Source organism: Mycobacterium attenuatum (assembly GCF_900566085.1).
GTDB lineage: Bacteria > Actinomycetota > Actinomycetes > Mycobacteriales > Mycobacteriaceae > Mycobacterium > Mycobacterium attenuatum.
Genome location: NZ_UPHT01000047.1, coordinates 15215 through 29850 on the forward strand (window position 1 = coordinate 15215; position 14636 = coordinate 29850).

13 protein-coding genes and 1 pseudogene are annotated in these 14636 nt (G+C 66.3%); 9 read left to right on the plus strand and 5 right to left on the minus strand.

The window, feature by feature from the left end; translation table 11 throughout:
- Window positions 1–53 precede the first annotated feature (53 nt).
- Window positions 54–1322, plus strand: a complete 1269-nt coding sequence (locus tag EET13_RS07985) for an MFS transporter (protein ID WP_122441772.1) — start codon at window positions 54–56, stop codon at window positions 1320–1322.
- A gap of 16 nt (window positions 1323–1338) precedes the next feature.
- Here the strand turns inward: EET13_RS07985 and EET13_RS07990 are convergent, their stop codons facing one another.
- On the minus strand, window positions 1339–2085 hold the full coding sequence (locus EET13_RS07990) for an LppU/SCO3897 family protein (RefSeq protein WP_122495436.1): 747 nt from the start codon (window positions 2083–2085) through the stop codon (window positions 1339–1341).
- An 85-nt stretch (window positions 2086–2170) separates the two neighbouring features.
- Window positions 2171–4804, minus strand: a complete 2634-nt coding sequence (gene adhE / locus EET13_RS07995; protein ID WP_122441774.1) for a bifunctional acetaldehyde-CoA/alcohol dehydrogenase — start codon at window positions 4802–4804, stop codon at window positions 2171–2173.
- A gap of 117 nt (window positions 4805–4921) precedes the next feature.
- Between adhE and EET13_RS08000 the strand changes: the two genes are divergently transcribed.
- Window positions 4922–6040, plus strand: a complete 1119-nt coding sequence (locus EET13_RS08000) for an adenylate/guanylate cyclase domain-containing protein (RefSeq protein WP_122441775.1) — start codon at window positions 4922–4924, stop codon at window positions 6038–6040.
- A 12-nt stretch (window positions 6041–6052) separates the two neighbouring features.
- On the opposite strand, the gene EET13_RS08005 is transcribed toward EET13_RS08000, so the two are convergent.
- Window positions 6053–6883 carry an oxidoreductase gene (locus EET13_RS08005; RefSeq protein ID WP_122441776.1) on the minus strand — a complete coding sequence of 277 codons (831 nt, stop codon included), beginning with the start codon at window positions 6881–6883 and terminating at the stop codon, window positions 6053–6055.
- Window positions 6884–7191: 308 nt separating this feature from the next.
- On the opposite strand from EET13_RS08005, the gene EET13_RS08010 reads away from it, so the two are divergent.
- Together EET13_RS08010 and EET13_RS08015 are read left to right on the plus strand one after the other, a co-directional pair.
- The gene (locus EET13_RS08010) at window positions 7192–8574 is read left to right on the plus strand and encodes a WS/DGAT/MGAT family O-acyltransferase (RefSeq protein WP_122441809.1); all 1383 of its coding nucleotides are present in this window, start codon (window positions 7192–7194) and stop codon (window positions 8572–8574) included.
- A 26-nt stretch (window positions 8575–8600) separates the two neighbouring features.
- Entirely contained in the window at window positions 8601–9065 is a 465-nt protein-coding gene (locus EET13_RS08015) for a cyclic nucleotide-binding domain-containing protein (protein ID WP_122441777.1), read from the plus strand.
- A 123-nt stretch (window positions 9066–9188) separates the two neighbouring features.
- Here EET13_RS08015 and EET13_RS08020 read toward each other — a convergent pair whose 3' ends face one another.
- Complete coding sequence (locus tag EET13_RS08020) at window positions 9189–9854, minus strand: nitroreductase family protein (RefSeq protein ID WP_122441778.1); 666 nt, start codon at window positions 9852–9854, stop codon at window positions 9189–9191.
- 2 nt (window positions 9855–9856) lie between these two features.
- A complete protein-coding gene (locus EET13_RS08025; protein WP_122441779.1) occupies window positions 9857–11383 on the minus strand; it encodes an Hsp70 family protein in 1527 nt (508 codons plus the stop codon).
- A gap of 166 nt (window positions 11384–11549) precedes the next feature.
- On the opposite strand from EET13_RS08025, the gene EET13_RS08030 reads away from it, so the two are divergent.
- The 5 genes and pseudogenes from EET13_RS08030 (at window position 11550) to EET13_RS08050 (ending at window position 14627) form a co-directional block, all read left to right on the plus strand.
- A complete protein-coding gene (locus tag EET13_RS08030; protein ID WP_244603818.1) occupies window positions 11550–11933 on the plus strand; it encodes a SpoIIAA family protein in 384 nt (127 codons plus the stop codon).
- 46 nt (window positions 11934–11979) lie between these two features.
- Window positions 11980–12450 (plus strand): annotated as a pseudogene (locus EET13_RS08035) (CAP domain-containing protein); the annotation flags it as partial.
- A gap of 14 nt (window positions 12451–12464) precedes the next feature.
- Window positions 12465–12854: a DUF732 domain-containing protein gene (locus EET13_RS08040; protein WP_244603819.1), complete on the plus strand. Its 390-nt coding sequence runs from the start codon at window positions 12465–12467 to the stop codon at window positions 12852–12854.
- 154 nt (window positions 12855–13008) lie between these two features.
- Window positions 13009–13776 (plus strand): MlaE family ABC transporter permease, encoded by a 768-nt coding sequence (locus tag EET13_RS08045; RefSeq protein WP_122441781.1) that lies wholly within the window; start codon window positions 13009–13011, stop codon window positions 13774–13776.
- Window positions 13773–14627, plus strand: coding sequence for an ABC transporter permease (locus EET13_RS08050; protein WP_122441782.1), 855 nt, complete (start codon window positions 13773–13775; stop codon window positions 14625–14627). Before EET13_RS08045 ends, EET13_RS08050 begins: the two co-directional genes overlap by 4 nt.
- The last annotated feature ends 9 nt before the right edge of the window (window positions 14628–14636 follow it).

The window sequence follows — 14636 nt, forward strand, 5'->3', positions numbered from 1 at the left end:
TACATTACATATCTGATTTTGATGTATCGGGCCGGATACGCGACACTGGGGCCGTGCGTTCCTGGATCGTCTGGGCCGTCGGGCTGGCGGCATACATTGTCGCCGTCTTGGACCGCACGACGCTCGGTGTCTCCGGTATGCAAGCGGCGCAACGCTTTTCCGCCGGCCCAGGAGTGCTGTCGACTTTCGTCGTGCTGCAGGTCATCGTCTATTCGGGCTGCCAGATTCCCGCCGGGGTGTTGCTTGACCGCTTCGGTTCACGGGCGCTGATCGTCAGCGGCGCTTCGCTGATGGCCGCCGGCCAATTCGTCCTGGCGTTCACCGGGTCGTTGCCGATGGCAATTGCCGCGCGTGCGGTTGTCGGGCTGGGCGACTCCGTGATGTTCATCTCGGTGCTGCGCCTGGTCTCGTACTGGTTCGCGCCCAGGCGGGTCCCGCTCGTGACCCAGCTGACCTACATGTGCGGTCAGCTGGGCCAGGTGCTGTCGGCGGTGCCGTTTTTGGCGATACTGCTCGGTGCCGGGTGGACCGCCGCATACACCTCTGCTGCGGCCGTGGGTGTGCTGTCGGCGGCGCTCGGCTTGGCGCTGGTGCGCAACGCGCCGAAGGGACACCCGATAGCCACCGAAGGCACGACGCTGCGTGGCACGGTGGTTGGCATCAAGGCGGTGTGGTCGCGTCCGGGCACCCGGCTGGGGTTCTTCACTCACCTGAGCACCCCGTTCTCGCTCGCGGTGTTCGCATTGATGTGGGGTGTGCCGTATCTGACTAAGGCCCAAGGGCTTTCGATCCAGCTCGCCGGTGCGCTGCTGACCGTATCGGTGGTCGCGGCGATCGCCTCGGGCCTCATCCTGGGCATCCTGACCGGCCACCATCCGCACCGGCGGTCCACCATGGCGCTGGGCATCGTGGCCGCCAACATCGTGGCCTGGACCATCGTGCTGGCGTTACCGGGGCGTGCTCCACTGTGGTTGCTGGTCGTGTTGATCATCGTCATCTCCGTCGGCGGTCCGGCGTCGATGATCGGCCTGGACTTCGCGCGGACGTTCAATACCAGTGCGACGCTGGGCACCGCAAAGGGCATTGTCAACATGGCCGGCTCCTTGGCTGGCCTGTTGGTCATGCAGGCGATGGGAATGATCCTCGAGATCACCGACGACTACTCGTTCGACTGGTTCCGGCTGGCGTGGACGGTGCAGTACCCAGTCTGGGCGCTGGGCATCGTCGGCATCGTGGTCACGCGTCGAAAAGCACTCCTGTTCAACGTAATTGAAGAGGATATCGGGTCCGGCGACCGACGCCCGACGGTGGTGCCCGGCTAACGCTAACGGCGCGGGTTCAACTGGTCCCGGCGCGTTCGGTGCAGTAGGTCCGTTTCGGTTGCGGATATGTCAGGGCGCGGGTGTGTTTGGGGCAAGCCGACGCGTCGGTGCTGCCGTCGATTCGTTTGACGACCCTGACGGTGCCCGTTCTGGAGCAGCTTGCCGCGCGGACCGTCTTGTCGTTGTGCTCGGAGGCGTAACACTGGCCCTGTAACAGGTTGGCCGCAAAGCACATCCGTACGCCGTTGTGCTCGGCCGACAGGTAGCTGCTGTCGTTGCGCTTGCCGTCCGGACAGTTTCCGTTCGAGTCCGCGTTGGCGGCGTATTGGAGCACCGCGTCAGAATTCGAGCAACTGCTCGGGTGCCAATCGGGCGGGTCGGTCAGGATCGAATTGGTCAGGCAGTCGCCGATTGCCAGGCGGCTGCTGTGCAGTACGGCATTGGCCAGTGTCCCCACCACCGCCAGCGCGCCGACGACCAGCAGCACGATACCGGTGACGATCAACCCGGTGCCGGCGGGCTTCGGCGGCACCGGCTGCGGCGGCATGGGATAACCGGCTGCGGGCGGGTAGCCGGGAGGCGGCGGATAGCCCGGCTGAGCGCCCGGATAGCCCGTCGCCGGCGGATAGCCCGGCGGGTACCCGATCGACGCCTGCCTGCGCGACGTCGAACGCTTCCGTATTCCGACGATCAGCAGGATCAGACCTGCGACCGGCAACACGAGCGAACCGACAATCGTGCCCGCCAGCGCCGCAACGTTCATGGTGCTCCTCCCCGCCGGAAACGACCGCTGGCCATGATCATCATCCTCGCCGGTGGTCGATACGGACGAGAATCGCGGCAGTCGCTCAGCTTCCGGTTGACTGCTCGGGGCCGCCGTCATCGTAGTAGCCCAGCCGCAGCAATGTGGTGATCTCGCTGACCAACGGCATCCGCGGGTTGGTGCGGTTGCTCAAATCCTCGAACGCCGTCATCGCCAACGCCGGCAGTGCCTCGAGAAACGCCTGCTCGTCGACGCCGAAGTCGCGCAGCGACCGTGGCATATGCAGCCGGCCCAGCAGGTCGTCGACCCCCGCGAACAACCGGCGGCGACCCTCGTCGGGCTCATGTCCGCCGAAGATCAGCTGACCCAGCTGCGCGTACTTGTCCGGGGCAACATAGGCCGAATATCCGGGCGCGGGCATGAATTTAGTTGGCAGGCTTGCGTTGTAGCGCAGTACATGCGGCAGGAAGATGCCGTTGGCCCGGCCGTGGGAGATGCCGAACGCGGCGCCGACGGCATGAGCCAGCGCATGATTCGTGCCGACGAACGCATTCGAGAACGCCAGCCCCGCAAGGGTTGCCGCGTTGGACATGGCGGTGCGCGCCGCCAGGTCTTCGGGATCTTGGTAGGCCCTGGGCAGCGCGTCGAAGATCAGCCGTGCCGCCTGAGCGCACAGCGCGTCGGTGTACGGCGAGGCGAAGATCGACACGGCCGCCTCCAGCGCGTGGGTCAGCGCGTCGATGCCGGTGTCGGCGGTCAAGGCCGGCGGCATCGACGAGGTCAGCACCGGGTCGACGATGGCCAGGTCGGGCACCAGGCTGTAGTCGACCAGTGTCTCCTTCTTGCCGCGCACCGTCAGCACCGCCGCCGGCGAAACCTCCGATCCGGTGCCCGATGTCGTGGGGACGGCGACCAATTGGACCCGATGACGGTCGACTGGATAGTCGGCTACCCGCTTGCGGGGGTCTAGGAACGGCATCGTCAACTCGTCGAGGCTCTTGTCCGGGTGCTCGTAGAACAGCCTGATCGCCTTGCCGGCGTCCAGCACCGAGCCGCCGCCGACGGCGACCAACAGGTCCGGCTGTACTCGCTGCAGCAGCGCTACACCGCGGCGGATCGTGGACTCGTCGGGCTCCGGGGTCACCTCGCTGAACACCTGCACATGTGTGGTGCGCAACTTGGCGCGCAGCGCCTCGACCACGCCGCGCTCCTCGGTCAGCACATCGGTGATCACCACGACCGTTTCGCAGTCGAGTTCCCGCAAATTGTCCAGGGCACCTTCGTTGAAGTAGGTGTTGGACGGCACCCGGAACCACTGCGGCGGGGTGCGCCGGCGCGAGACGGTCTTGATGTTGAGCAGTTGCCGGTAGTTGACGTTCTCGGTGGTGCTCGACCCGCCCCAGGTGCCGCACCCCAGCGAGAACGTCGGGGTCAAATTGTTGTAGACCCCGCCGAGCGCCCCGACCGACGTGGGTGCGTTGACCAGGACGCGGCCGGTGCGAACCGCCAAAGCGTATGCATCGATGACGTTTTCGTCGTTGGCGTACACCGCAGAGGTGTGTCCGAGGCCGCCGTGCTCGGTGACCAGCACGGCGACGTCGATGGCGTGCTGCACGCTGCGCGCGCGCACCACCCCCAGCACCGGCATCAGCTTTTCCTGCACCAACGGGTGCGCGGCGAGTTCGTCCAGGTCGGCGGGCAGCTCCGCCAACAACACCTTTACCGTCGGCGATACGGCGAAACCGGCCCGCTCGGCCAATTCCGCCGCCTTCTGCCCGACGGCCGCCAGCGAGATCTTGTCGCCGCAGCCGAAGGCGAACTCGGCCACCGCCCCGGCCTGGTCCGGGGTGAGCAGCTGCGCGCCCATCCGCTCGAACTCGGCGATCGCCTCGTCGTAGATCTCGTCGTCGATGACGCAGGTTTGCTCGGCGGGGCAAATAACCGAGGAGTCAAAGGTTTTCGAAATCAAGATGTCAACAACGGCACCCTTGAGGTCCGCGGTCTTGTGAATGTAGATCGGTGCGTTGCCGGGACCGACGGACAGCCCCGGCTTTCCGGCCGCATTCGCCAGCGCGACGATCTTCGGCCCGCCGGTCACCCAGATAAAATCCACTTGCGGGTGCTTGAACAGGTAGTGGGTCACTTCGTGGGCGGCGTCGGGGATGACCTGCAGCGCCCCCGGCGGCATGCCGGCCGCTTCGGCTGCCGTGCGCAGGATTTCGAGGCTGCGTTCACACGAGCGCACCGCATACGGCGACGGCCGGAACAGAATCGCGTTGCGGGTCTTGGCGGCCACGATCGCCTTGAACAACACCGTCGAGGTCGGGTTGGTCACCGGGGTGATGGCCAGCACGACCCCGATGGGCTCGGCCAGGTAGGCGATGTTGTGCTCGACGTCCTCGTCGATGACCCCCACCGATTTCTTGCCGCGCAGATAGTCGTGCAGGAACTCGGTGGCCACGTAGTTCTTGACGACCTTGTCCTCGAAGACGCCGAAGCCGGTCTCCTCGATGGCCACACTGGCCAGTTCGCCGGCCGCGCGCACCCCGGCGCGCACCATCGCCTCGACGATCGCGTCGACTTGCTGCTGGTCAAGCCGGCGGAACGCGCGGGCGGCTGCGGCCGCCTCGGCGACCAGCGCGTCGATTTCCCGCCGGCGGCCATCGATGAGCGCGGATGCCTCGACGGGAGCGGGTTTTTCGGTGTGGATAGTGGTCATGATCGAGTCCTCGACTCAGGGAAGGGTCGCTGTCGGTCTCCCGAATGAGCCGATGCTAGGGCGTCGGCGTGCCCGTAACGAGGGTCCGAAGGCCCTAGGTTGTTATACGTTGACGCGGTGTCAGTGGAGCCGGACAACAAGGACGTCGAGTCGCTGGGGTTGCTCGATGACCTCCACGGCAAGGCGCGCCAGGAGCGTGCCGAGCTCGTCACCTGGCTGCTCGACCGCGGGTTTGACGCCGACCAGATCCGCGGCGCGTTCATTCCGATGCTGTTGCCCGCCAATCGCGCCATCGGCGACGACGGAACCTCGGTGTCGGCGCGCGAGATTTCCCAGGCCAGCGGCGTCAGCCTGGAATTGCTGCAGCGCCTGCACCGGGCAGCTGGGCTGGTGCGGGTTTATGATCCCGATTCGCCGCTGCGGTCCCGCGCCGACGCGGAAGCGGTGCTCAACGCCGCGCGTCTGATCGACCTCGGCTTGGACCCGGCGCGGGTGGTACTGGTCGTAAGGCTGCTCGTCGAGGGCCTGACCGGCCCGGCGGTGGCAATGCGCCGCGCGGCCCTGCAGGCGTCGCTGCGACCGGGTGCCACCGAGCTCGACCTGGCCAAGGCCTTCGAACACCTGGCCCAGCAGGCTGCGCCGCTGCTTGGTCCGATGGTCCACGACTTGTTGCGCCTGGCACTGCGACATTCCTTCGAGACCGAGGCGATCAGTGTGGCCGAGCGCGCCGCCGGCGCCTTGCCGGGCGCACGAGAGGTGGCGGTCGCCTTCGCCGACCTGGTCGGATTCACCCACCTGGGCGAGAAATTGCCACCGGAGGAGTTGGGACTGATCGCCGGACGGCTGTCCGATCTGGCTCATGACGTGGTGATGAGTCCGGTCCAGTTCGTCAAGACGATCGGCGACGCGGTGATGCTGGTCTGCGCCGAACCGCTGCAGTTGCTGACCACGGTGCTCAACCTGGTTGAGGCCGCGGTCCTCGAAAACGTCCCCAGGCTCCGCGCGGGGTTCGCGTTCGGGCGCGCCATCAGCCGTTCCGGGGACTGGTACGGCAACCCGGTCAACCTGGCCAACCGGGTCACCCACGCGGCGCCTTCGGGTGCGGTGTGGGTGACCGAGTCCGCACGCGAGGTGATCGGCGACGCGGCGGGCATCGAGTGGTCGGGCGTCGGCGCACGTCATCTGCGCGGCGTGCACGGCGAGGTCCGGCTGTATGCCGTGCAACGGACTGGGTGATCCGTCCCGGTGTCAGGAGTCGAAGTTGGTACCGGCGCTGAGCTGTTCCCAGGTGCCGATTTCGTTGGCCCGTTGCTCGGCGATGTAGCGGTAGATCATCAGCGCGTCGGGGCCCAGCAGCAGAAATCCCGGCGGCTCGGGTGATTCGACCGCCGCGACGATCGCGGTGGCCGCCTTGACGGGGTCGCCCTGCTGGTTGCCGTCCATGGTGTCGTTCTCGATGCGGCGTTGCCCGGCCGTGGCGGCGTAGTCGTCGATGACCGTGGCAGACTGGGTGAGCGAGCGGCCGGCGAAGTCGGTGCGAAACGCCCCGGGTTCGACGACCATGACCGAAATGCCAAGGGGCGCAACCTCACCGCGCAACGCCCCGCTCATGCCCTCCACCGCAGCCTTGGCCGCCGAATAGTAGCCGGAGGCCACCGGGGTCAGCTGAACGGTGATCGAGGAGATGTTGACGATCGAGCCGGAGCGGCGCGCCCGCATGCCCGGAAGCACGGCCTTGATCATTGCGACGGTTCCGAAGAAGTGGGTCTCGAACAGGGCGCGGATGTCGGCGTCGTCGCCCTCTTCGACGGCGGCGCGGTAACCGTAGCCGGCGTTGTTGACCAGGACGTCGATGCCGCCGAACCGCTGCTCGCCCGCGCGCACCGCAGAGCCGACCTGCTCGGCGTTGGTGACGTCGAGAGCCATGGCCAGTGCCCGGTCCGGCGCTGCGTCGGCCAGTTCGGCGACCTTGGTGACGTCACGCGCGGTGACGACGGCGTTGTGGCCGGCGCCGATCACGGCCTCGGACAGGGCGCGGCCGAGCCCGGTCGAACAACCGGTGATGAGCCAGGTGGACATGGCGGATGTCTCCTTCCGATCCAAGGCACGCGTTGGCGCCACGCGGCGGGTCGCCGACGTCGGCAAGTCCCCGTACCGGCTTGCCTGACCTGGCTCAATCTAGTGTTCAAAGTTCGGCCGCCGATTTCGGGCAGGGTGCCGCAGAGGTCGATGGCGCGCCGAGCGTGTCGCTGCTGCGAACTTTCGCGCGAAATCTCACAGCCGTTGCACGTTCGATGGTGCCTGGGCTTGCCGTCACACCGGGAAACTATCCCGGCGGATGCCGCGTTTTCGTGGCTGCCCCGCCCGCGACGCTCTACGCTGTCGTCGTGATGCGGTTGTCCGCACTGGACGCGGCGTTCTGGTTCGCCGAGACCCATACCTGCCCAATGCACATCGGCGGCCTCGCGATCTGTGACCCCTCGGATACGCTCAATTTCGGTTTCGATGCGCTCAAGGACCTCATGGCTTCTCGTCTCCCGGAGCTGCCGTTGCTGCGGTGCCGAGTCGCCGGCGCGCCCCTGGGCCTCGACCGGCCGTGGTGGGTCGAGGACACCAAGCTCGACATCGACTATCACATCCGGCGCGTTGCGGTGCCCTCGCCGGGCGGGCGCCCTGAGCTGGAAGAACTTGTCGGTCGGCTGATGTCCTATCCGCTGGAGCGCAGCAGACCCCTCTGGGAGCTGTGGTTCATCGAGGGTCTCGAGCGCGGCCGGGTCGCGACCCTGACCAAGATTCATCACGCCCTCGTCGATGGGGTGTCGGGCGCCGGGCTGAGCGAGATCATGTTGGACGTCACGCCGCAGCCCCGGCCAGCGGCCGTCGGTGTCGCGCAGCCGTCAGCAGTCGGCATGCCCCGGTTGGAGCGGCGCGCGTTCGGCGCCATGTTCAACGTCGCCGTCGCGACCCCATACCGGCTGGCGCGGATTTTGCAGCAGACACTGGTTCAGCAGCTGGCGGTACGGGGCCTGGCCAACAAGCCGCCGCACTTCTTCCGGGCGCCGATCACCCGGTTCAACGCCGACCTCACGCCCGAGCGGCGGATCGCGTTCGCCCGGGTGCCGCTCGAGCGGGTGAAAGCCGTCAAACAGAGCTTCGGTGTCAAGCTCAATGATGTTGTGTTGGCAATGGTTTCGGGTGCTCTTCGCGGATATCTCGAGGACCGCGGCGAGCTGCCGGAGCGGCCCCTGATCGCCCAGATCCCGGTCTCGACCCACCGCGAGGACTCCAAGTCCGCCAACCAGATCTCGTCGATGACGATGAGCCTGGCCACCGATGTCGCCGACGTCGCGGCGCGGTTGGGCACCATCTACCGCAATTCCCAAGGGGCCAAGGAGATGGCCAAGGCGCTCACCGCCCATCAGATCATGGGCCTGACCGACACGACGCCGCCTGGCTTGCTGGCGCTGGCCGTGCGGGCGTACACCGCCAGCCATCTCGGCGGTCACGTGGCTCCGATAAACCTCGTCGTCTCCAACGTCCCCGGGCCCGACTTCCCGATCTACCTCGCCGGCGCAAAGGTGGAAAGCTTGGTGCCGATCGGACCGCTGACCATGCAGGTGGGCTTGAACGTCACCTGCTTCAGCTACCGCGGGTTCATCGACTTCGGCTTCGTCACCACTCCGGAGGTCGCCGACGATATCGACGAACTCGCCGGCGCGATCGAGCCCGCGTTGACGCAACTGGAGCAAGCCGCCGGGCTCGTGGCCTGAATTAGCTTCCTAGGAAAGGAATTACAGTGCAGACGCTCGAACGCGTGCTGGCCGGGCACCGGTTCTTCAGCGGGATGGACCCTCGCCACCTGCGGTTGGCCGTCGGGTGCGCGGCGAATGTGCGCTTCAACGCCGGCGAGTTGATCTGCCGTGAAGGTGAGCAGGCCGATCAGTTCTATCTCATTCGGGCCGGCAAGATCGCGCTCGAAACTTCTGCTCCCGGCCATGGCAGCCTGGTCGTGCAGACACTCGGTGACGGCGACATCCTCGGATGGTCGTGGTTGGTTCCGCCCTACCACTGGCGGTTCGATGCTCGCGCGGCCGAAATGACGCGGGCGATCGGCTTCGACGGCAAGTGCCTGCGCCAGAAATGCGAAGAGGATCACGAACTCGGGTACGAGCTGCAAAAGCGTGTCATTGCCGTGCTCGGACAGTACCTTGATGCAACTAGGTTTCGGCTCTTGGACATCTACCGCGACGCCATCGAATGAGGTGACCTCGCCGAAACCCGGGGCGGGGCTCGGCATCCGCGCAGCTTGCCAGTGCGGCCACAGTCGGCGGGTCGGGTGCGAGCGCCGCGATGTCGCGGCCGGCTTGAACACTCAAGCCTCGGCTTAACCGTCGAATGCCTGGCCGCCGAAGCGCTCCCGGGTGACGAACCCGGCAACCGGGCGGCGACGCAACTTGGTCAGCTGGCGGGTGGGTTTTCCCAGCGGCATGATCGCCGCGACAGCGTGGGTGGCGGGGATGTCCAGTACGGCGCGGACCTGCTCCTCCCGGGCGATCGCCATGGTGGTGATGGTGCCGCCGTAGCCCTCGTTTCGAGCGGCCAGCAGGATGTTCCACACCAGGGGATACACCGACGCACCGGCGGCGATCCCGACCCGGTCCAGGTCCTGATCCAGCGCCGCGACCACCTCAAGGTCAACCGAAACAACCAGCACAACAGGCGCTTTGGCAACCGAGGTGATGAATGTCTCGGGGACTTCGGTGCTGTCGACAATTTCCTGCGCTACATCGCTGGGATGGACCGGGTTCCAAGGGTTTTCACCGGCCCGCAGCTGGGCGAGATAGCGGCGAGCGGCCGGCGTCCCCAGCACGGCAAGCCGGTGACGGACGCCGGCGTCGCGCACGACGATGATGTGGGCGCCCTGGCGGTTGCCGCCGCTGGGCGCGAACCGGGCATTGTCGAAGATGCGCCACAGCACCTCGTCGGGCAGCGGATCGTCGGTGAATTCGCGTGCGGCGAACGTCGTTCGCATCACGTCGTCGAGCTCCATGGTCACAGCCCCGCGGGGGCGTGTCGCTCCAGGCGGAAGGTGCGCCTGAAGCCGGTGGGCTGGGCTGTGAGCGTCACTTCCACGGCACCTCCGGGGGCGACCACGTAGCGTTCCTCGACATCGGGGCCGTCGTTCCACCGGCCCACGGGTTGCCGCCCCAAATCGTGGCGGTCATACAGGGCCGGGTCGAACGGAAAGTAGACCGGATCATAGGGCGTCACGTCCCCGTCGGGACGGCCGTTGACCAGGCGGCTGCACTCTACGAACCGGAAATGACCGATGTTGTGCGCCGCCCGATAGGTACGCCGAACGACCAGCGGCGAACGCCCGTCGGCGGGAAGCGCGGCATCCTTGGGCACGATCGGGTCGAATACCACGCCGGCGCCGTCCTCCGCCTCGCGGAAAACTCCGAAATGCCGCGAAAAGTGTTCGGACAAATGAAAATTCGCCTTCGTGTCGAGAAATACGGCCAGCCCGATAGCGGTTGCGGCAAACGGGTGCGGCGAGCGTTTGACGCGTTTCTCCCCGAAGGCGGTGCGCAGCATCCGCACGATGAGCGGAAGGCCGCCGGCCCCGCCCACCAGGTAGATGCCTGCTACCTCGGACCAGGCGACGCCGCTTCCGGCCGGCGCCGGATCGTGCAGTACCCGCGAGAGCACGTCGATGGTTTTGTCGACGAGCGGCGCGCAGGCCGAGTAGACGTCGTCGATGCCGCAAGCGAAGGGCGGCCGGTCGGTCCCATCGACCACCGTCAGATCCACCAGGAAGCGGCGGGTCTGCGCCCCAATAGCCTCCTTGCGGGCGGCGCATTCCTCCCGCAACGGGTCGGATGCTGCGGCGTCCGGTGGCAGCTTAGCCCCGGACATGACGAGCTTCACTATCGCCTCGTCGAAGTCGTCGCCACCCAGACGCTGGATGCCCTCGCTGATGACCACCTCGTTCACCTGGCCCGTCATTTTCAGCAGTGAGGCATCGAAGGTGCCGCCGCCGAGGTCGTAGATCAGGACGTATTCGCGCTTGGCGGTAATGGTGGAGCGGTACCGGTGGGCGTATTCGAGGCTGGCCGCAGACGGTTCGTTCAGCATCCCGACGACGTGAAAACCCGCCGCAAGAAAGGCATCCAGCGTCAGAAAGCGTTGGGCGCTGGACGCATTGGCGGGCACGCTGATCGCGGCCTCGATCGGCTCGCCCGGCCGAAGACCGGCGTTGGAGCGATGCCGAAGGTCGTCTTTGAATTGGGCAAGGTAGCCGGCGAGCAGTTCGGCCAGCGGATAATTGCGGCCGGCCAGGGTCGCTTCGGTGTGCGGTCCGGCGTCGTTGAGCAGGCGTTTGAACGAGGGCAGCACCGACCATCCCGGGGCGTGGCGCACCGCCGCGGCGTCCAGGCCGAACCGGAGCTGGCCGGCCGCGTTGGCGGCAATGAGCGACGGCCACGCCTCCACTGCGTCGAAAGACACGACAGGGTAGTTGCCTCTGTCGACGACTGCAGCGACGGTGTGCGTGGTGCCGAAGTCGATACCGACTCTCATCGTGCCCAATTTTAGGCGCCACACAGGGCGGTTCGGCACTACCTGCGTTGTCCGGCGCGCCGTCGGGGTCGGGTGTTTCGGTGACTTTGGCCTCTACGCCGAGCGCGCCCGGCGAGGAGACGATGACCGCAGCGCAATTGCATCGGGCGGACAAAGGCGAGGCGGCATGGTGATCGAGCGTCTGGAGGGCTTCCCCGACAACGTTGCCGCGTTCGCGTTTCACGGGCACGCCACGAAATCCGATGACGACGCCATACTCGCGCCCGATTTCGAAGACAAGCTCGCCCGCCACAAGAAAGTGCGGATCTACTGCGAGATACCGCTTGATTTCGAGAAATTTGATCCCGGGGCGGCCTGGGAGGATTCGAAGCTCGGTTTCGGCCACTTCTTCGACTGGGATCGCGCCGCGTTGGTCACCGACGTGGAATGGATGGCGCATGTGGCGAAATTCAGCCAATTCTTCGGCTTTCTGCGGCCCGGCGAGTACCGCGCTTTCGCCGACGCCGACGTCGACGAAGCTCGCAAATGGATCGCTGAATCGCGCGAGTGACTGCCACAGCGCGCGACGGCGGCGACATATTCGGGCGCGTATCGCGATGCTCGCGGCCGCGGTGCTTACCGCAACGCCGTCCGCGAACGCGGACAACAAGCGGCTCAACGACGGTGTCGTCGCCAATGTCTACACCGTGCAGCACAACGCCGGCTGCACCAACGACGTGCGGATCAACCTGCAGCTGCAACTCGCGGCGCAGTGGCACACCGTCGACGTGCTCAACAACCGCGACCTCGACGGCGACTTGGGCTCCGATGGCTCGACCGTGCAGGACCGCGCGAACGCCGCGGGCTATCGCGGCAGCGTCGCCGAGACGGTGGCCACCAACGCGGCCCTGGCGATCAGCGGTATCGAGGTGATCAACCAGTGGTACTACAACCCGGCTTACCTGACGATCATGCAGAACTGCGCCTATACGCAGATGGGCGTGTGGTCGGAGAACAGCCTGGACCGCAGCGTGGTGGTCGCCGTATACGGTGCGCCGGCCGAGCATACGCTGCCACGGGGCTCGGCCTGACACTGTCCGCGGTGATATGCACCGGCGTACCCGCTGCACACGCCGACGCGGTGGCCTACCTGATCACTGTGACGGGGCGCCCGGGCTACAACTTTCCCGACTTTCCCGACTTTCCCGACTTTCCCGACTTTCCCGACTTTCCCGACTTTCCTGACTTTCCCGACGCCGACGCCGCGGCCGACGCCGACGCCGCGCTGGCGTATGGGAACGGCATCTGTGACCGGGTGCGGGCCGGCGAGCGCTACGCACAGCTCATCAGTGAGGTCAAAAGCGACTTCGAGACCCGCGACGAGTATCAGGCCTCCTACCTGATCAGCCAGGCAGTCGGCGAATTGCGCCCCGCCCAGATCTGGCAGTTGCGGCAATCGGCCGCCGGATACGTTGCACCGGTGGGCTGGTGAGGGCGGCCGGTACTCGAGCTGCAGAGGACCTTCGTCTACACACTTCTGACAAACGACTCTTCCTCGAAGTACCAGGTGGCGACCATAGTCCCTTCAAGAATGCAGCAACACGCCCGAGCGCAATGGAGCGCAACCGGAAAGGGACACCGCGCTGATGGTTTCATCCGACACCGTCACCAAGCCGCTGCGTTCCGTCGGGGAATTCTTGGCGATGTCATTGGACACCTTTGTGGCGATGTTCAAGCTGCCCTTCCCGTGGCGGGAATTTCTGCTGCAAAGCTGGTTCGTGGCAAGGGTTTCCATCATTCCGACGCTGTTGCTGGCGATTCCCTTCACGGTGCTGGTGGTGTTCACCCTCAACATCTTGTTGGTGGAGTTCGGCGCCGCCGATTTCTCCGGTACGGGCGCGGCCACCGCTTCGGTCACCCAGATCGGGCCGATCGTGACGGTGCTCGTCGTCGCCGGCACCGGAGCCACCGCAATGTGCGCCGATCTGGGCGCCCGGACCATCCATGACGAACTCGACGCGTTGCGGGTGATGGGCGTCGACCCGATCCGCCGGCTGGCGGCGCCCCGCGTGCTGGCGGCCACCGTTGTCGCGGTGTCGTTGGTGTCGCTGGTGACCCTGGTCGGCCTCGCCGGCTCATTCGTGTTCTCGGTGTTCGTCCAGCACGTCACCCCGGGTGCCTTCGCGGCCGGCCTGACCCTGATCACTCACCTTCCGGAACTGATCCTGGGTCTGGTCAAGGGCGCGCTGTTCGGCATGGCAGCCGCTCTGATCGCCTGCTACAAGGGCATTTCCGTGGGCGGCGGCCCGCAGGGCGTGGGCAATGCCGTCAACGAGACGGTGGTCTATTCGTTCATCGCGTTGTTCGTGATCAACATCGTCGCCACGGCAGTCTTCTACGTAGGCCCGCAATGAGCGCCAACCCGCCGGTCGAGCGGCTCGCCTGGATCGGCCACCGGGCGGGCGGCTTGGTGGCCGGCTGGAATCGCATCGGTTCCCAAGTCGCGTTCTACGCCAGGACGATCGCCGAGATGCGAACGGCATTCGGCCGCTACGGCAGGGAAATCGTCCGCCTGATTGCCCAGATGAGCCTGGGCACCGGTGCCCTGGCGGTGATCGGCGGCACGGTGGTGATCGTGGGCTTTCTGACCTTGTCCACCGGTGCGGTCATCGCCGTGCAGGGCTACAACCAGCTGTCCGGCATCGGGGTGGAGGCCATGACCGGCTTCATCTCCGCTTATGTCAACGTGCGCATCATCTCACCGGCGGTGGCCGGGGTTGGGCTGGCCGCCACCATCGGCGCCGGCGCCACCGCGCAACTGGGGGCCATGCGCATCGCCGACGAAATCGATGCGCTGGAGGTGATGGCCGTCCGGTCGGTGGCCTACCTGGTTTCCACCCGGGTGGTGGCCGGTGTGGTCGTGGTCATCCCGCTGTATTGCATCGCGGTGGTATGTGCATTCCAGGCCGCCCGGTTCGGTACGACCGGGGTCTACGGGCAGTCCACCGGCGTCTACGACCACTACTTCCGCACCTTTCTCAATTCGACGGACCTGCTCTGGTCGTTCCTGACGGTGATCACCGCGGCCGTCGCCATCATGCTGGTGCACACCTATTACGGCTACACCGCCAAGGGCGGGCCCGCCGGGGTGGGCGAGGCGGTCGGTCATTCGGTGCGTACCTCGCTCATCGTGCTGACGTTGATCGTGCTGGCGATCTCGCTATCCGTGCACGGCCAGTCCGGCCATTTCAACCTGTCGGGATAGCCGAGCAGA